Source organism: Thioclava sp. JM3, assembly GCF_002213185.1.
Taxonomy (GTDB): domain Bacteria; phylum Pseudomonadota; class Alphaproteobacteria; order Rhodobacterales; family Rhodobacteraceae; genus Thioclava; species Thioclava nitratireducens.
Genome location: NZ_NBOB01000014.1, coordinates 36,855 through 52,963 on the forward strand (window position 1 = coordinate 36,855; position 16,109 = coordinate 52,963).

Annotated in this window: 19 protein-coding genes; 17 read left to right on the forward strand and 2 right to left on the reverse strand. The window is 63.0% G+C overall.

Annotated elements, in window-relative coordinates:
• Positions 1-9 precede the first annotated feature (9 nt).
• The 17 genes from B6V73_RS18695 to B6V73_RS20585 all read left to right on the forward strand — a co-directional run bounded on the left by B6V73_RS18695 (position 10) and on the right by B6V73_RS20585 (position 14,897).
• On the forward strand, positions 10-396 hold the full coding sequence (locus B6V73_RS18695; RefSeq protein WP_088726113.1) for a DUF6878 family protein: 387 nt from the start codon (positions 10-12) through the stop codon (positions 394-396).
• Between the two features lies 1 nt (position 397).
• Positions 398-859, forward strand: coding sequence for a hypothetical protein (locus B6V73_RS18700; RefSeq protein ID WP_088726114.1), 462 nt, complete (start codon positions 398-400; stop codon positions 857-859).
• A 100-nt stretch (positions 860-959) separates the two neighbouring features.
• Positions 960-1,280, forward strand: coding sequence for a hypothetical protein (locus tag B6V73_RS18705; protein ID WP_088726115.1), 321 nt, complete (start codon positions 960-962; stop codon positions 1,278-1,280).
• 107 nt (positions 1,281-1,387) lie between these two features.
• A complete protein-coding gene (locus tag B6V73_RS18710) occupies positions 1,388-2,116 on the forward strand; it encodes a DUF736 family protein (protein WP_088726116.1) in 729 nt (242 codons plus the stop codon).
• Between the two features lie 155 nt (positions 2,117-2,271).
• Entirely contained in the window at positions 2,272-2,808 is a 537-nt protein-coding gene (locus B6V73_RS18715) for a hypothetical protein (protein ID WP_240504184.1), read from the forward strand.
• A 129-nt stretch (positions 2,809-2,937) separates the two neighbouring features.
• Positions 2,938-3,537, forward strand: coding sequence for a rhomboid family intramembrane serine protease (locus B6V73_RS18720; RefSeq protein ID WP_088726121.1), 600 nt, complete (start codon positions 2,938-2,940; stop codon positions 3,535-3,537).
• A 242-nt stretch (positions 3,538-3,779) separates the two neighbouring features.
• Positions 3,780-4,376, forward strand: a complete 597-nt coding sequence (locus tag B6V73_RS18725; protein WP_206185609.1) for a hypothetical protein — start codon at positions 3,780-3,782, stop codon at positions 4,374-4,376.
• A gap of 26 nt (positions 4,377-4,402) precedes the next feature.
• Positions 4,403-5,172 (forward strand): IS5 family transposase gene (locus B6V73_RS18730; protein WP_240504185.1). Its coding sequence is split into 2 segments (ribosomal slippage): positions 4,403-4,739 and positions 4,739-5,172, totalling 771 coding nucleotides; the frame shifts between segments, so codons are not numbered across the junction.
• A 176-nt stretch (positions 5,173-5,348) separates the two neighbouring features.
• Positions 5,349-5,711 (forward strand): NADH-quinone oxidoreductase subunit A, encoded by a 363-nt coding sequence (locus B6V73_RS18735; protein WP_017468394.1) that lies wholly within the window; start codon positions 5,349-5,351, stop codon positions 5,709-5,711.
• Positions 5,708-8,167: a heavy metal-binding domain-containing protein gene (locus B6V73_RS20985; protein ID WP_206185610.1), complete on the forward strand. Its 2,460-nt coding sequence runs from the start codon at positions 5,708-5,710 to the stop codon at positions 8,165-8,167. The genes B6V73_RS18735 and B6V73_RS20985 overlap by 4 nt, the downstream gene beginning before the upstream one ends.
• A complete protein-coding gene (locus tag B6V73_RS18750) occupies positions 8,164-9,063 on the forward strand; it encodes a complex I subunit 1 family protein (RefSeq protein WP_088665111.1) in 900 nt (299 codons plus the stop codon). The genes B6V73_RS20985 and B6V73_RS18750 overlap by 4 nt, the downstream gene beginning before the upstream one ends.
• The gene (locus B6V73_RS18755) at positions 9,060-9,578 is read left to right on the forward strand and encodes an NADH-quinone oxidoreductase subunit J (RefSeq protein ID WP_017469393.1); all 519 of its coding nucleotides are present in this window, start codon (positions 9,060-9,062) and stop codon (positions 9,576-9,578) included. The genes B6V73_RS18750 and B6V73_RS18755 overlap by 4 nt, the downstream gene beginning before the upstream one ends.
• A complete protein-coding gene (nuoK, locus tag B6V73_RS18760; protein WP_088665110.1) occupies positions 9,575-9,886 on the forward strand; it encodes an NADH-quinone oxidoreductase subunit NuoK in 312 nt (103 codons plus the stop codon). The genes B6V73_RS18755 and nuoK overlap by 4 nt, the downstream gene beginning before the upstream one ends.
• Entirely contained in the window at positions 9,883-11,781 is a 1,899-nt protein-coding gene (locus tag B6V73_RS18765; protein WP_088665109.1) for a proton-conducting transporter membrane subunit, read from the forward strand. The genes nuoK and B6V73_RS18765 overlap by 4 nt, the downstream gene beginning before the upstream one ends.
• Before the next feature lie 11 nt (positions 11,782-11,792).
• Entirely contained in the window at positions 11,793-13,253 is a 1,461-nt protein-coding gene (locus tag B6V73_RS18770; RefSeq protein WP_088665108.1) for an NADH-quinone oxidoreductase subunit M, read from the forward strand.
• Positions 13,254-13,258: 5 nt separating this feature from the next.
• Positions 13,259-14,620 carry an NADH-quinone oxidoreductase subunit N gene (locus B6V73_RS18775; RefSeq protein WP_088726123.1) on the forward strand — a complete coding sequence of 454 codons (1,362 nt, stop codon included), beginning with the start codon at positions 13,259-13,261 and terminating at the stop codon, positions 14,618-14,620.
• Positions 14,621-14,633: 13 nt separating this feature from the next.
• A complete protein-coding gene (locus B6V73_RS20585) occupies positions 14,634-14,897 on the forward strand; it encodes a hypothetical protein (protein WP_143597946.1) in 264 nt (87 codons plus the stop codon).
• Here the strand turns inward: B6V73_RS20585 and B6V73_RS18780 are convergent.
• Both B6V73_RS18780 and B6V73_RS18785 read right to left on the reverse strand, forming a co-directional pair.
• Positions 14,894-15,685, reverse strand: a complete 792-nt coding sequence (locus B6V73_RS18780; protein WP_088726117.1) for a TniQ family protein — start codon at positions 15,683-15,685, stop codon at positions 14,894-14,896. The two genes, B6V73_RS20585 and B6V73_RS18780, sit on opposite strands and share 4 nt — an antisense overlap.
• Positions 15,682-16,044, reverse strand: coding sequence for a TniB family NTP-binding protein (locus B6V73_RS18785; protein ID WP_240504186.1), 363 nt, complete (start codon positions 16,042-16,044; stop codon positions 15,682-15,684). Before B6V73_RS18785 ends, B6V73_RS18780 begins: the two co-directional genes overlap by 4 nt.
• Between the last annotated feature and the right edge of the window lie 65 nt (positions 16,045-16,109).

Consider the following 16,109-nt stretch of genomic DNA (forward strand, 5'->3'; position numbering starts at 1 on the left):
GACAGAACCATGACCAATCCCCAAATGGACTATGCCGCAATGGCGGCTCAGTGGCGCGCCGAGCGCGAAACCACCCTGAAAGCAACCCGAACGGAGCTGCTTGCGCAACTACGTGCACTTGGCATCAGCGAGGTCACTGCCGAATACGAAGGCTATGGCGACTCCGGCAATGTCGAGGATGTGACCGTGCAGCCTGCGGAGGTCAAACTGCCGGAACCGCTTGCGACAGAGGTGGGCGATTTCGCCTGGTCGCTCGCCTATCACCATCATCCGGGGTTCGAGAACAACGAGGGCGGCTATGGCACGCTGACCTGGGACATTGCAGCAGACAGCATCACCCTCGATCACGCCGACCGCTATGTCGAATGCTCGCACAGCTATGACGAGGGGCTTTGAGATGGCCCATCCGCTTCATCATGCCGAAAGCTCTGCCCGGAAGTTCGGCGGGGTGCCGTCTGACTATCAGGCCGTCCACGATTGGTTTGACGCCTCGAAAGAGCACCTCGCGCTTTTCACGCACCGGGCCTTGCGCCACCATACCCAAGGTCTGTTCGATGCTGAACGTGTCTTCGGTCTGACCCTGACCAATAGCGCAGGTCGGGACATCCCCGTGCGCTGGATCGGCGAGCAGCATATCCGTGAAGACTGCCAAGGCCGTATCCCGAGCATGGCGGACTGGCTGCGGCGGATCCAGCCCGAGCCATGGATGGCCAATGGCCACATCGACCGGCATTCCGGCGATGAGCCCTGCGGCGACCCAAGGGCCGCCTGGGCATCTGAAGTCGCCGCCGGCAGAACGGTTCTTGGCCTGAAAGATTGGATGGCGGCGCGCGCGATGCAAGTGGCGCAGAGTGCCTGACAGGACCCGGCTTTTTGCCAATTGAATGCCGCACGGAAGCCCGGTTGGAAGATCGGGCTTCTTGCGTCGTTTCCCCACCATTCTACTTGAGGAGGGTCACATGACACTCGATGAAATCAAGGCGGCCGTCGATGCCGGCCAGACTGTGCACTGGGCCAATACCGGCTACGTTGTCCATAAGGACCGGCTCGGTCAGTACCTGATTAGCTTTCTGCCGAACGGCAGCTGCATCGGTCTGACCGACCGGGAAGGGCAACAGTTGAATGGCAAAGAGGCGGAGTTCTTCATCGCGCAATCGAAGGACGCTGCGGAAAATCCGGGCCGCCAATCAAGATCAGACGGGCAGGAGAGGGGCGCAGCACCCGGGGGCGCGGCGGCACACCTACTCAGACGGCATCGCGAAGCCGGGGGCGGGGCATAAAGGGAAAGCAAGCTTTCTGATTTGTGATCCCTCAAGGGGTCGAGAAAGCAATCCCGGATGCGCTGGCAAGGACGTCAGGCACCGGCCAATCCAAAAGGAACCATCCCATGTTCGCAGGAAACCTCACCCGCAATGCCGAAACCGCAGCCGCCGAGTACACCGGCATGATCCACTCGTCACGCTTTGACATCGCCATCCAGCTTGAGGCACGGGCCAAGATGTCCGCGCGCAGTCCGGATTACGACGTGACGGCCGTCAACAAATCGGGCCGCAAGGTCCGCATCGGCACGGCCTGGAACGAGACGGGCAATACCAGCGGAAACCCCTATATCTCGATGCAGATCGATGTGGGCCTCGGCCCGTTCCGGGTCAACGCGGTGCAGACGAAAGAGGCGCGCGCGGCCCAGAGTGGCGCGTTCGAGATCATCCCTCTGGTCTCGAACGGCCTGATGAAATCCGGCTCGCTCTCGGGCGAGCTCACCGCCATGGACGCCGACAACGCCTTCACCGGCTACATCGCCAACATGATGTTCGATCTGGAGTTCATCCTGATCGAGAACAGCTACAAGACCGAGGAGACCCACCCCGACTACCGGATCGAGGTCAGCTCGCCCCGGGGCACGCCGATCCGCGTCGGCTCGGCCTGGATGGCCAAGAGCAGCCGCACGGGCAATGACTACTTGTCGCTGCTGATCAACACGCCTGATGGGGACCTGCGCGTCAACGCCGTGCAGAACGAAGAGCAGCGCGGCGGGCAGACCTTCTCGATCATCCCGTTCATCGACAGCGGTGAGCAGCCGCAGGACGCGGGCGCGGGGCTGTCGCTGGTCGCGTAGTTAGCGCACGCAGTTAGACGATACGTACCGAAAGGGGAGCCGTGGGACCACGGTTCCCCTTTTCCCATGTCCGTTTGCGTCAAGGACGCCACCCGCTTGCGATCTGCTGACTATGATATACGATAATATATTATTGAATGGACGAGGGTAGGCGCATGGTGGCGAGACTGGGAAAAGCTCCGTGGTTCGAGAGCTTTGATGTAGACGCAGAGGTTGCAGAGCTTCTTGCTCATATCGAGCGTTGCACCGGATTTGCGCTGCCTGAACGACAGCGTGATGTCCTCATGACCCATGCAAGGGCAAAGCTCGACAGGACAAGGCAGGCAGTTCTGGAGGCCAAGGCTGCGGGAAAGCCGGTGTCCACATCGCGGCGTGCGTATCTGACCGACCTGCAGGACACGATCTTCATGGCGATCCCGGAGGAGAATCTCGCGCGGATGCCGCTGCGCGAGCAGGTTCTCAACGACCCGTCATTTTACGCGGATGCCATGCACCGCGCCGCCTCGATTAGCGAAGATGAGCTATTCATGGTGCTGTCCTCTTCGCTGAAAGACATGACCGTTCAAGACGCCCAGGCCTTTGTCTCAAAGCTCTGGCACAGCACGATTGACGACAATGCCCGTAAATACGCCGAAGCCCTGAAGCGCCCCGAGCGTGAAATCATGCCGCGGCGGCCTGGGAACACCGTTTAAGATCGGAGCCATTCTCTTGGCTTGAGCCCTACCGAGGTTGGCCGCCGCGACCCCCTTTCCCGGAGGTGGCACCCTGTGCTGCGCGCGAAAACCATTGAAGGCACTGTGGTGACGTCTACTGTCGCCAACATGATGAACCGGGATCACATGCGCGTCTTCTTTGGGCGCACCGCGGCGCTTGTCGCCTTTGTAGCGCTGCTCTGGGCGGTCCAGGTCGTCAATTGGATCTTCGGTTACGGCCTGAACCCGGCCTTCGGCCTGATCCCCCGGCATGTCAGCGGATTGGATGGTGTCATCGCCATGCCCCTCCTGCATGGGAGCTTCTCGCACCTGATGGCCAACACGCCGCCGCTCCTGGTGATGGGTGGACTGCTGGTGGCAACAACCACGCGAGCCTTGCTGTCCCTGAACGCCGTGGTGATCGGCCTTGGGGGCGGTCTCGTGTGGTTGTTCGGCGGCTCGGCGATCCATATCGGTGCGTCGGGGCTGATCTTCGGCTGGTTTGGCTTCCTCATCGCGCGCGGTCTTGTGGATCGCTCCCCGATCACGCTGGGCGCGGCACTGGTGGTCGGTGTCCTCTATGGCTCTATTCTCTGGGGCGTTCTTCCGGGCCAACCCGGCGTGTCGTGGGAGGCACATCTCTTCGGCGCCATCGCGGGCGCGGGCGCTGCGTTCCTAATCCGAACGCATGTACATGCGCCGCGCCTTGGCGGCGTCGATCTGGACTGAAGCCGTACGCCAGACGTGGTCGGCCCAATGCTTACGTTCACCGACCAGTCAAGATGCTGCATCCGCAGCCCGCTTACCGGCCATTTGCCGCGCGTGCGAAATCTGGAGATGAGCGAACTCACAGACTCGGGACGAAGCGCGATTTCGCTGCGGCCGCGCCAAGCTTCAGAATTTCACTAGCGTTGTCGACTAAGTCCATAACTTGGCTGGGAAAATTTTGTGGACATGGTAGACTGTTTTTCATGTATATAAGTCGCGCCAAAATCTTCCTCTGGATCTCCGATAAGCTCTTCAAATTAGCCGAGACGTTGCGCCGAATATCTGCATCTGGAAAGGGGCCCGCGAAGTTCGTCGATCTTGCCCCCACCGATGAAGCAGACCAAGGAGGGGTGTATTCGGCCGCCTTGGCGTTCGCGACTGAGAGCCCTGACGTTTCAAACATCGCTCTTACTGGGCCTTATGGTTCTGGCAAAAGCAGCATCATCCGTTCGTTCCTGAAATCCTATCCCCGCAAGGCCTTGCACATCTCGCTTGCCGCCTTTTTGCCCGAAGCAGGCGATGAACAACGCACAGTGACCAGGCAGGAGATTGAGCGGAGCATACTCCAGCAATTGCTCTATGGCGCAGATGCAGACAAACTGCCGCTCTCGCGCTTCAAACGCATTCAATCGCCAAGTTTCTGGTCGATCTTCCGCTCACTTTACATTCTTTCCGGAATACTCGCTGTCTGGCATGCGTTTCACAACCGCAACGGGATTTTTGACGGATCGTACTTCAAGCCCTTCGATTTCACGAATTGGCTAGGGTCAGGACCCATTGATCTTCCTTTTTCGGCATGATTCAGCCTCCGCAAGGAGACCGATCAATGAGCAACCTTTTCTGGCTGACGGATGCGCAGATGGCCCGTCTGGAACCATTCTTTCCCAAGAGCCATGGCAAGCCGCGTGTCGATGACCGGCGAGTGCTGAGCGGCATTATCTTCATCAATCGCAATGGCTTGCGGTGGTGTGATGCACCGAAGGAGTATGGTCCACCCAAGACCCTCTACAACCGTTGGAAGCGATGGGGCGACAAGGGTGTCTTTGCCCGGATGATGGAGGGGCTGGCCTCCGAGGCGGCCGTTCCGAGGACGGTGATGATCGACGCGACCTATCTGAAGGCGCACCGCACGGCGACCAGCCTGCGGTCGAAAAAGGGGGGCCAAGCGATCAGAGGGGTCGTTTGATCGGCCGGACCAAGGGCGGCATGAACACCAAACTGCACGCCGTTACCGATGCCGATGGACGTCCGATCCGCTTCTTCATGACCGCAGGCCAGGTCAGCGACTACACGGGTGCTGCGGCCCTGCTGGATAGCTTGCCATCTGCAGAATGGCTGCTCGCCGACCGCGGCTATGATGCCGACTGGTTCAGAGATGCGTTGAAAGACAAGGGGATAAAGCCCTGCATCCCGGGCAGGAAGTCGCGCGGCAAGCCTGTCAAATACGATAAGCGCCGCTACAAACGCCGCAACAGGATCGAGATCATGTTCGGCCGCCTGAAGGACTGGCGCAGGGTTGCCACGCGCTACGACAGGTGCCCGAAGGTCTTCCTCTCCGCCGTCGCCCTCGCCGCAACCGTCATGTTCTGGCTATGACGAGAGAATGAGTCCTGACCCTAACATCTTCAGCTTCGAGAAGAAATTTCTTGTAATCGTTTTTCTTTTTGGGCGTCTTCGACTAAACGTGGTCAAAAACGGACGGCGCGCACCTGATTGGGGCGCAGCACCCGAACGGGAAAAACCGGCCAAGCACGACAGGAGCCAGGGCGGACATGAGTGAACTGACGCAATACGCCATTCTGCTCGGCCTGACGCTTGGCACGGTCGGGCTGGTCCTGAGCCTCTATGCCCTCGCCCGTGCGATCGGGCGGGCGCGGGCGGAACCGGCCAAGGATGTGCCCGCAACCGCCGGCACTTTGGCGCGCGATCCGGTCTGGGTCCGATACCACGCCAAGTATTACGGCTATGCGCTCCTGTTTCTGGCCTTCGATATGGAGATGGCCTTCATGTACCCCTGGGCGGTCGTTTACCGCGAAGAGGGGCTGGTCGCCCTGCTCGACATGGGCGTTTTTCTCGCGATCCTGTTTCTCGGCCTGCTCTATGGATGGAGCCAGGGCGCGCTGAGGCGGCAATGATGGATTTGTCCGGGGCACGTCAGGGTCTGTTGCGCGGTTTCCGCGGGTTGGTCGCCGGGGCCATGGCGCGGGATTTGCGCGCGTTCGTGGTGCCTGGAGAGGACGTCGCGAATGCGCTTGGTCTCGATCTGGACGCCGCAGGGCTGATCCGCGCGGTGACGCCGCGCCACGCGAACGTCTTGCTGATCGCGGGGCCCTTGCCCACTGCGCTGGCCGATGCGGCCAGCGTCGTCTGGGCCCAGATGCCGCGACCCCGGTGCATTCTCGCGCTTGGTGAGGCCGATCTTGGCCCTCTGCCCACTGCCGACGTGACGGCGGAGATGTCGCAGGCGGGCCTGATCTCCGGACTGGAGGATCTGCGCAAACTGCTCTGCAATGGGGCTTTTGCACCAGACATCGCGGAATTTGATGCGCCTGCCCTGTCGGAGCGGATCGAATACACCTGCCCCATGCATCCGGAAGTCATTTCGGACGAACCCGGCAAATGCCCGAAATGCGGGATGTTCCTTGTGGAACGCCGCGTTTCCGGCGCGGCGTCGCACGGCCATGAGGGCCATGAGGGCCATGAGGGCCATGAGGGCCATGAGGGCCATGAGGGCCATGAGGGCCATGAGGGCCATGAGGGCCATGAGGGCCATGAGGGCCATGAGGGCCATGAAAAATCGTCCGCGGTTTCCACGCAAGCAGAAAAAGCCCATCATCAGTCGGATGCTGTGACAAGCGCCGAGACGTCCGCCTCCTATGTTTGCCCGATGCACCCGGAAGTGACCTCGGACACGCCCGGTTCCTGTCCAAAATGCGGCATGGACCTCGTCCCGCAGGCCGAGGCCGGAGAGCACGTGCACCACGGCCATCACGCCGAACCGGCCACGGAGCCGACAGGCCCCTATACCTGCCCCATGCACCCGGAGGTCACCTCTGACACGCCCGGCTCCTGCCCGAAATGCGGCATGGACCTCGTCCCGCAGGCCGAGGCCGGGGAACACGCGCATCACGAACATGGCCATCACGCCGAACCGGCCGCAGAGCCGAAAGGCCCCTACATCTGCCCGATGCACCCGGAGGTGACTTCCGACACACCCGGGTCCTGCCCTAAGTGCGGCATGGACCTCGTCCCGCAGGCCGAGGCCGGGAAACATGCGGACCACGGCCACGGCCATCACGCCGAACCGGCCACGGAGCCGACAGGCCCCTACACCTGCCCCATGCACCCGGATGTCGCCTCCGACACACCGGGTTCCTGCCCCAAGTGTGGCATGGACCTCGTCCAGCAGGCCGAGGCCGGAAAGCATGCGCATGGTGGACATGGCGGTCACAAGCACCACAAGGACATGCCAGCGCAAGAGGGCCAAGGAGAGCACGCCGCGCATGGCGCCCACGAACAGCAGGATGCGCATGGCGCGCATCATGGCCACACAGGCCACGGCGCGGCGCCAGACATCCCGGGGATCGAACCGCATTTCATGTCAATGGTCGAACTCACCGAAGGCAAACCGGTCAGCCCCGACGGATTGGTCATGGAATGGATAGACGCGCCCTTTGGCCCCTTCTTCCCGGGTCTTCCGGGCGGTCTGCACCTGGACCTGACCCTCGATGGAGACAGCGTCGCGGGCACCGCGGTCAGAGGGATGAAGATGGCGGCGCTGCCATCAGGCGTTGCTCTCGAAGACTTCGCTGATCATCTTGCGGACGCGGTGCCCTTGTCGCCGGTGGCAATGCGCGAACTGGCTTGCCGTGCTGCCGAGAAGGCTACCGGACAAACTGCACCCAAGGACACTCTGGCCGCCCGCGCCGCAGCAGTGGAACGCGAACGGATTGCAAGCCATCTCAACTGGCTGGCCGGGTTGGCTCGACAAGCGGGCCTTGCACCGCTGGGGCGCCGGGCGGCGGCCATGGAACACCGCGTCCGGACGGCTAAAGCGGATGAGGTGGCAGAGCAAGCAACTTCTATAACGAGCCTTCTGTACGGTGCACTCAACCGATCACTTATGGGACCAAAACTGACCGGGATCGGGACGCTTCAGGGAGCATCGGAAGGTCCTGTGGCACGTGCGGCGGACCATGCGTCCGATGCCAGACACGGCGACGGGGTCTACGACGAATTAGGTTTCGAACCGATCACGCAGGATGAAGGCGACGCCATGGCGCGGCTCCGCCAGCGCTGCGCAGAAATCGGGCAAAGCCTTCACCTGATATCGGCGGCGGGCGCGACCGCGATGCCAGAGATGCCGCGTGCAACAGGCGACGGCCACGGCACGGCAACGTTGGAAACACCGCGCGGACCCGCAACGCTGCACCTGACATTAAAGGGCGGTACAGTCGCCTCGGCCCATCTGAAGACGCCGTTCTCCGACCTCGCCGCGCATGTGCCCGACCTGATAAAGCAGATGGAACTTGCCGACGCACTGACCGCAATCGCCTCGCTCGATCTCGATCCCTGGAGCGCGACCCAATGAGCATCGCGGTGATTATCCTCGCTCTCGCGATCGGCTGCTACGCCGTGGCCGTTCTGGAAGGCTGGGCCGTCCATGGACGCCTCAGCCTCACACGGCCGGCGACCTCGGCGCTAGCGCTGCTGGGCCGCGAACAGATCCTGCCGCGCACATCTGACAGGCTGTTTTTCGAGGCTGGCCCGGTCCTCTTGCTGGTCGCGGGCCTGTTGTCAGTCGCCGTTATCCCACTGGCACCGGGGCTGATCATCACCGATCTGGCCATCGGCGCGTTGTTTCTGAACGCCGCGCTGGCTTACGTGCTGGTTGCGCTTATCATGGCCGGCTGGGGGCCGAACGGGGCCTACGGGATGATCGGCGGCTGGCGCTTTCTGGGCCAGTTCGTCGCCTATGCCATGCTGATCGTGATGCCCATAACGGCAGTTGCGATGCGGGCCGAGTCGCTCTCCACCACGCAGATCGTCCTGTCGCAGGCGGCCTTGTGGAACGTCGCCTATCAGCCCATCGGCTTCGTCCTGTTCGTCATCGCGGCGATGGGTGTCGCCTGGCTGCCGCCCATCGACCTGCCCACCGGCGGCGGCGATCTGGCGGGTGGAGTCGAGGCCGAATACACCGGCGCGCGGCTGGCCGTCCTGCGACTGGCGCGGCTTGTGATCATCGTCGCACTGGCCAGCGCGACCGTTACCTTCTACCTCGGCGGCTGGCTTGGACCGTGGCTGCCGGGCTGGGCCTGGACTGCGCTCAAGACACTTGGTGTAGCGGCCGCGATGCTGATGCTCGGGCCGCGCCTGCCGCGCCTGCGCGAGGCGAAGTATCTGGAACTGAGCTGGAAGCTCGGCATCACCCTGGCGCTGGCCAATATCTTCCTTGTGGGCGTCATCGCCCTCGTGGTGCCGATATGAGCCTTGCCACCGCTCTGTTTCTCGCCTTTTTCGGCACCGCCGCGATCTGGTTCGGGGTGGTCGTCTTTCGCACACATTCGATGGTGCGTTCGGCCATTGCGCTCCTGTTCAGTCAGACCGCCATCGGGGCGATGTTCCTTGTCATGCAGGCCGAATTTCTGGGCGTGCTCCAGATCATGATGATGGCCACGGAGATGAGCGTCATGGCGATTTTCATGGTCATGTTCATGATGGACCCCGGCGGCATGGGCAAGATGGACATGACGCACCAGAAACGCCTGTCGCTCTGGGCGGGCGGGATTGGCTTGGTCGCCGCACTGGTGGTGATCTGGACCGCCGGCTGGCAAGGCCCCGTGCCCGACGTGCCCGGGGCCGATGAACAGGCGCGCTTGCTGGGCCGCGAACTGCTGGGCCGCTCCATGTTCATTTTTGAAAGCGCGGCGCTGATGATCCTGACCGCGATGATCGCGGCGACCATGGTCGCGATCGCCCCGCAAGAAAAGGATAGCCAATGATCCCGGAACTCATGATCGCGCTCAGCGTCGGTGCGGCGCTTTTCGGCGTTGGCCTCTATGGTGCGCTCAGCCAGACCAACCTTGTGATGATCATCATGGGGGTCGAGTTGATCCTTGCCGCGGCACTGCTCAATCTCGTGGCGTTCTGGCGCTATCTGCACCCCGATGTGACAGCGGCGAAGATGTTCGTGCTGATCGTCATGGCGGTGATGGCGGTCGAGATGGCCGTGGGTTTCGGCATCGCCATCGCCCGGTTCCGCTCGCGCGGGTCGGTCGAGATGGAAGAAGCGCGGGAGCTCAGGGGGTGATCTGGCTTTCGCTGACGATCCTCGCGCCTTTGGGCGCGGGCCTGACGACACTTGCGCTCCGGCGCATGCCCGAGGCGATTGCGCTGACCGGTGCGGCCTTGGGCCTTGCCGGGGCGATTGCTCTGTTGGCCGGGGTGGCGGGCGGTGCGGATGTCACGGCCACCCTGCCCTTCCTGCCGGACCTGCCGATCCGGCTGGTGGCCAACCCGCTGACGGCAACGCTGGCGCTGGTCGTCGCGACCGTCGCGGCGATGGTCCTGACCTATGCGGCGGGTTACATGTCCCATGACCCCGAGCGCCCCCGCTTTTTCGGCACCATGCTGATGTTCGTGGCCGCGATGCAGCTTCTGGTGCTGTCGGGGGACTGGATCACCCTGCTGGCCGCGTGGGAGATGATTGGTTTTGCCTCCTACCTTCTGATCGGCTTCTGGCATAGGCGAAAGGGCGTGCCCGGAGCGGCCATGCGGGCATTCCTCTATACCCGGACGGCCGATCTGGGCCTCTACCTCGCGGCCTTCCTGCTGATCGGTATCGCCGGAACCTCCGAGATTTCGGCCACGCTTTCCACCACCGGCACCCCGGCGCTGATCGCAGGGCTGCTGCTCTTGTTTGCGGCGATGGGGAAGTCGGCGCAGGTGCCGATGCAGGACTGGCTGATGCGGGCGATGGCGGGGCCAACGCCGGTGTCTGCCCTGCTCCACTCGGCCACGCTGGTGGCGGCGGGGGCGATCCTGCTGATCCGGACCGCGCCGATGCTGCCCGGCGGCGCGCTTCTGGCCATCGGGATTGTCGGCGGGGCGACGGCGGTGATTGCCGGGCTGATGGCACTGGCCGCAACAGACCTCAAGCGTCTGCTCGCCGCCTCGACCGCCAGCCAGTACGGGCTGATGCTGATCGCGGTGGGGGCCGGCGCGCCCGTTGCCGCGCTTTTGCATCTGATCGCGCATGCCGCGATCAAATCGGCGCTCTTTCTCGGCGCAGGCGTCTTTCAGCACGACCGCGAGAGCACCGATCTGGACACGCTTGCCGGCGCGGGCCGCGCCCGGCCCGGCATTTTTGCGGGCTTTGCACTGGCCGCGCTGGCGCTGGCCGGGCTGCCACCGCTCGCCGCCTTCTATTCCAAGGACGCAATCCTCGCCGCGGCTCTCGATAGCCCCTCTGCCGCGTGGTTTCTGCCGCTGGCCCTTGCTGGGTCGGTGCTGACCGGGGCTTATATGGGCCGGGCATTGAAGGTGCTGTGGTCCGGCACGCCGGAGAAGCCCCGCGATAAGGTGCCGCTCATGGCCGTCGGCATGGGCGTTCTCGTGATACTCGCCGCGACTCTGGGCTTCGCTTTCAAACCGCTGGAGGCGATGCTGGGCGCGCATCTGGCCGAGCCCGGCTGGATCGTCCCGGCCATGGGGCTGGCGGTGGGTCTGGCCGGGCTGGCGCTTGGCTGGCTGCTGGCCCCCGCCCGCCTTCTGGGTCCGCTGCTTGCGCCAGCACGAAACGGCTTCCCGCTCGCAGGTGGCATGGACGCCCTCGTGGTCCGCCCGACGCTGGCCCTGGCACGGCTCTGCGACCGCCTGGATGCCTGGATCATCCGCCGTGTCGTGCTGGGCGGCATCGTCGCAGGTACACAAGCATTGTCACGCCGGATCGAACGCGCCGAAGACAGTCTTCTGGCGCTGCTCAACGCGGTGGGCAGGCTCAACCTGTCCCTCGGGCTGGCCAGCCTGCGTTTTGACCGCGACACCATCGATCGTGCGATCTTTGGCCTTGTCGATCGCACAATCGCTCTCGGCACCCGCGCCCGCCGTCTGCAAAGCGGCCTTATCCACCGCGAAATGGCGCTGACCGTCGCCGGAATCGCTCTCGTCACCGGCGTACTCCTCGCCGCCCCGTTCTACTTCTGAGGATCGCGCCCATGCCGCTTCTGACCATTGCCACCTTCCTGCCCATCCTTGCCGGTCTCGCGCTCATGGCGCTGCCCGACCGGTCCACGCGAACGGCACATGCGGTGTCCATCGCCGCCACGGGGGCCGTGTTCCTGATCACACTGGCAATCTGGGCGCGCGGCATCGTGGCCGGAGACTTCGCCCAGGTCGAGGAAATCGCCTGGATCCCCGCCATCGGCGCGGCCTACCGGCTGGGCGTGGACGGATTGAGCCTGCCTCTGGTGCTGCTGACCTCGCTTCTGTTTTTCCTGTCGGCGTTGTATTCGGCGCGGATCGGGGAGCGGGCGGCCTCCTATGTGGTGCTCATGCTGATGCTGGAAACCGCCTCGCTCGGCACGTTCATGGCGCTTGACGGCCTGCTCTTCTACGTCTTCTTCGAGGTCTCGCTGGTCGGCATGTACTTCATGATCGCAGGCTGGGGCTATGAAGAGCGTCAGCGGGCCGCACTCATGTTCTTTCTCTACACGCTTCTGGGCTCGCTGCCGCTCCTGCTGGCGATCATCGGGCTTTACCTCGGATCGGGCACCTTCGACATGCGTGTCTGGGTCGAGGGCACCGCACTGGGCGGGCTTCCTGCCATGCTGGCGCTGATCGCGATGCTCGTGACCTTCGCGGTCAAGATCCCGGCCTTCCCGGTCCACACCTGGCTTCCGGCGGCGCATGTGCAGGCGCCCACGGCGGGCAGCGTGATCCTGGCCGGCGTGATGCTGAAATTCGGTACCTACGGGCTTGTGCGCTTTGCCTACCAGATGACGCCCGAGGCCTTCGCACAGGCCGGACAGGTGATCCTCGCCTTCGGGGTGGTCAGCGCGCTATACGGGGCCTTCGCGGCACTGGCGCAGAGCGACCTGAAAAAGATGATCGCCTACACGTCCGTTAACCATATGGGGTACGTGGTGATGGGCGTCGCCATTGCTGCACTGGCGACAGAGCCGCGCATCCGGACCATCGCATTGGATGGCGCAACCCTGCAAATGGTCAGCCACGGTCTGGTCACGGGCGCGCTCTTTTTCCTTGTGGGGATGTTGCAGGACCGGGCCCATACCCGCGGAATCGGCGATTTCGGCGGGCTGCTGGGCCGTGTGCCGTGGCTTGGCTGGGCCTTCATCCTGTCGGCTTTCGCCTCTCTCGGGCTGCCGGGGCTCGCACACTTCCCGGCCGAATTCCAGATCTTCCTTGCCACGCTGAACGGCATGCCCTGGGGGTTGATCGCGATCCTGGCCATCGTGATCACCGCAGCACTCTACCTGCGCGCCATCGCCGGCGTCTTCCTGGGCGAGATGAACGACAAATGGGCCGACATGCCGGATCTGGATAGGCGTGAAAAGCTAGTGATCCTGCCGCTTCTCGTCCTGACCGTTCTGATCGGTGTCGCGCCCGGCTGGCTGATTGACATGATCCACACCACTATGATGGGCCTCGGCAACTGATGGAGATGGGCCGCGATCTTGCCCTTCTGGCGCCGGAGCTGACGCTGGCCGCCGCGGCGATGCTGATGATCGTTGCGGAGATGTTTCGCGCGGCGCGGCTGGTGCTGGCCATCGGGCTGGCCGGGCTTGCGGCGGCGACGATCCTGACGCTGCCGATGCTGAGCGTCGACGCCACCGTCTTCGGCGGCACCTACCGGATCGACCTGATTTCGGGCTGGGCCAAGCTGATCCTGCTGCCCGGCACCGCACTGTCCCTGCTGCTGGTCCGGGCCGAGATTGCTGGCCGCCGGCGCGAGGGCAGCGTTCAATCCCTCGTCGTGCTGGTGACCCTCGGCGCGCTGATGCTGTCGGGGGCGGGCGACATGATGGTGGTGGTGATCGGTGTCGTGCTCACCGGTCTGGGCTCTTTCGCGCTTGTGGCCTGGCCGCGCGACGATGCGGCCACCGAAGCGGCGATGAAATACCTCGTCTTCGGGGCGGTCACCGGATCGGTGATGATCTACGGGCTGACCTTCTGGTTTGGGGGCTCCGGTTCGACGCTGTTTTCGAAACTTGGCCAGTTGCAGGGCCAGACACTTGTGATCATCACCGGGCTGATCGCCATCATCGTCGGTCTGGGTTACAAGGGAGCTCTGGTGCCGTTCCATTTCTGGGCACCGGACGCCTATCAGGGGGCGCCCGTCTCGATCGCGGCCTACCTGTCCGTCATCACCAAGGCGGCCGCCTTTTTCGCCTTCGCACAGGTCCTGCGCGACCTGCCCCGTGACGGTGGCTGGCCTCTGGCACTGGCGGTGATCGCGGCGGCGACAATGACCTATGGCTATCTCGCCGCACTGGTGCAGACCTACCTTGTGCGCCTCATCGCTTATTCCTCGGTGGCACAGTCGGGATATTTCCTGATGGGCGTCGTGGCCCTTGGGGCCAGCGACTTTGCCGTTCCGGGCATTCTGGTCTTTGCCGCCGCCTACGTGGCGATGAACCTCGGCGCCTTTGCGGTTGTCCTGCTGGCCGGGCGCAATCTGGGCGATCTTGAAGGCTTTGGTCGCACCCATCCGTGGCTCGGCGCGGCGATGGTGGTGTTCCTGCTGTCACTGACCGGCATCCCGCCGCTTTTCGGTTTCGTGGGCAAGTTCTACCTGCTCTCGGCAGCGGTCGAGGCCGGGTATCTGTGGCTTGCGATCATCGGCATCCTGAACTCGGTGCTGGCGCTCGGGGTTTATCTGCGGCTGGTGGTGCCGATGTATCGAACTTCTTCGACAGAGCACCCATCAGAGGTGGGCGCTGTTCTGGCCCAAGGAACAGTCGTAGTCACCGTGCTTGTCACGCTTCTTATGGGGTTCGCGGCCGGGATCCTGCCCGGGCCGTAGACCAGACATCGGCATGGATTTGAAGGTGACCGGGCCAGCCCGCCGGTTTGAGACGCGTTCAAGCGAAGAGCATCGGACATTCGCGCGCGCACTTTTTGCGCGCGATGATGTAGATGAGGTGCTGGGTCCCGAGACCGGCAAGCAGGCAAAAAAATCTACGCATAAAACACGAACAGGGTATCGACCACTGCCACAATCGTCAGCGCGCATCATCGCTTGTGTCGCGTTGCCCTTTAATCTGAGACGCGACGCGTTTGGCGACAATTTTTGCCCTTAATTGTGAGATACGGCTGTCATGGGGCCCCTGTTTCTCGCGCACCTTTGCGCGATGTGATCAACCGCGGCAAGCAATCGAGGCTCCTTCTCGAAGGCGCGCAAGAGAGCAACCCTTGCATAGTCGTCGATGCTTTTGCTGACGATGGCTGCCTTAGCCAAGGGATGAGATCGAGCGGCGGCGATTGCGGCGAGGCAGAACAGCCTAACTTCCGATCTGGGGTTCTGGACAGCGAACGACGGATCCCCGCGGAAGGTTTTGAGTGACATGGCAAAGGTGACTGCGCGCATTGCGCGCCGAAGTTGCTTGGGGCCGCGCGAGCGCGCGGCGCACTCAAGCATCTCTGCCCCGCGGCGCGCTCGGTATATCAGTTTTCCAGATATTTGTTCCTCACGGAGTTTGCCAAGGGTCTGCACAAGTCTCGTCCCGCAAACTTGGCAGTCAAATGCCCAGGCCCGCCTCCAATGCCTGAGCGAAAGACCCTCTCTGGCGCATTGCATGCAATGCTGGAATGGCATCTGAGCCGTCAGCGAGGCTTCTCGTAGCGTCATTGCCGGAAAGGTCAAAGATCGAACAACATCTGGGTTAACCCGTGCGGCGTTGGCAATCTTCGCCGCCGCAGCCGCGTCGACGTTGAAGTCCAAGGCGGTGCCATGCGCGGTATCGATTCTGAGATGAGCCAGTAGTTCCGCATCATCACAGTAGTTGGCCGCCGCCAGCCGAGACAACCAACCTGACAACAACTCGTCTGGCAGCGGCGCGACAGTCTTGGGCAGCGGGTGCGGCTTCACACCCGGGACTTCTGGAGCCGCCGATGGGGGTTCGCATGGCGCGACCAAACCGGCGTCCATTTTGCGATTGCGTCATCGGTGATGCATTCCTCGCCTGTGATAATGGCGTCGATGGAAAGATCCTTGACCAGAGCGAAGATGCGCGAGGTCACCCCACCGGTCAGTGCCAAGACCTGCTTGAGAGATTTGACCTTCAGGTTGGACTTCTTTTCCAGTGGCATGGCAGCAATAAGGGTCTGGATCATGTCCGAGAACTCGGCATCGTCGCGCCAGTTTGGCAGATGATGTTCGTCCAGCCGTCGGGCAAGCTGGATATCACCGCGAATAGCATCGACGGCCTCGCTGACGGGAGTGGGCAAAACCTGGGGGTGTCTGTGTATGCTGGTGGTTCATTGAGAGAGGAACTACTATGGACGTGCGGATT

Coding starts and splice junctions, on each gene's coding strand:
- B6V73_RS18695 (WP_088726113.1), top strand. CDS start 10: ATGACCAATCCCCAAATGGACTATGCCGCAATGGCGGCTCAGTGGCGC.
- B6V73_RS18700 (WP_088726114.1), top strand. CDS start 398: ATGGCCCATCCGCTTCATCATGCCGAAAGCTCTGCCCGGAAGTTCGGC.
- B6V73_RS18705 (WP_088726115.1), top strand. CDS start 960: ATGACACTCGATGAAATCAAGGCGGCCGTCGATGCCGGCCAGACTGTG.
- B6V73_RS18710 (WP_088726116.1), top strand. CDS start 1,388: ATGTTCGCAGGAAACCTCACCCGCAATGCCGAAACCGCAGCCGCCGAG.
- B6V73_RS18715 (WP_240504184.1), top strand. CDS start 2,272: ATGGTGGCGAGACTGGGAAAAGCTCCGTGGTTCGAGAGCTTTGATGTA.
- B6V73_RS18720 (WP_088726121.1), top strand. CDS start 2,938: ATGATGAACCGGGATCACATGCGCGTCTTCTTTGGGCGCACCGCGGCG.
- B6V73_RS18725 (WP_206185609.1), top strand. CDS start 3,780: ATGTATATAAGTCGCGCCAAAATCTTCCTCTGGATCTCCGATAAGCTC.
- B6V73_RS18735 (WP_017468394.1), top strand. CDS start 5,349: ATGAGTGAACTGACGCAATACGCCATTCTGCTCGGCCTGACGCTTGGC.
- B6V73_RS20985 (WP_206185610.1), top strand. CDS start 5,708: ATGATGGATTTGTCCGGGGCACGTCAGGGTCTGTTGCGCGGTTTCCGC.
- B6V73_RS18750 (WP_088665111.1), top strand. CDS start 8,164: ATGAGCATCGCGGTGATTATCCTCGCTCTCGCGATCGGCTGCTACGCC.
- B6V73_RS18755 (WP_017469393.1), top strand. CDS start 9,060: ATGAGCCTTGCCACCGCTCTGTTTCTCGCCTTTTTCGGCACCGCCGCG.
- nuoK (WP_088665110.1), top strand. CDS start 9,575: ATGATCCCGGAACTCATGATCGCGCTCAGCGTCGGTGCGGCGCTTTTC.
- B6V73_RS18770 (WP_088665108.1), top strand. CDS start 11,793: ATGCCGCTTCTGACCATTGCCACCTTCCTGCCCATCCTTGCCGGTCTC.
- B6V73_RS18775 (WP_088726123.1), top strand. CDS start 13,259: ATGGGCCGCGATCTTGCCCTTCTGGCGCCGGAGCTGACGCTGGCCGCC.
- B6V73_RS20585 (WP_143597946.1), top strand. CDS start 14,634: ATGGATTTGAAGGTGACCGGGCCAGCCCGCCGGTTTGAGACGCGTTCA.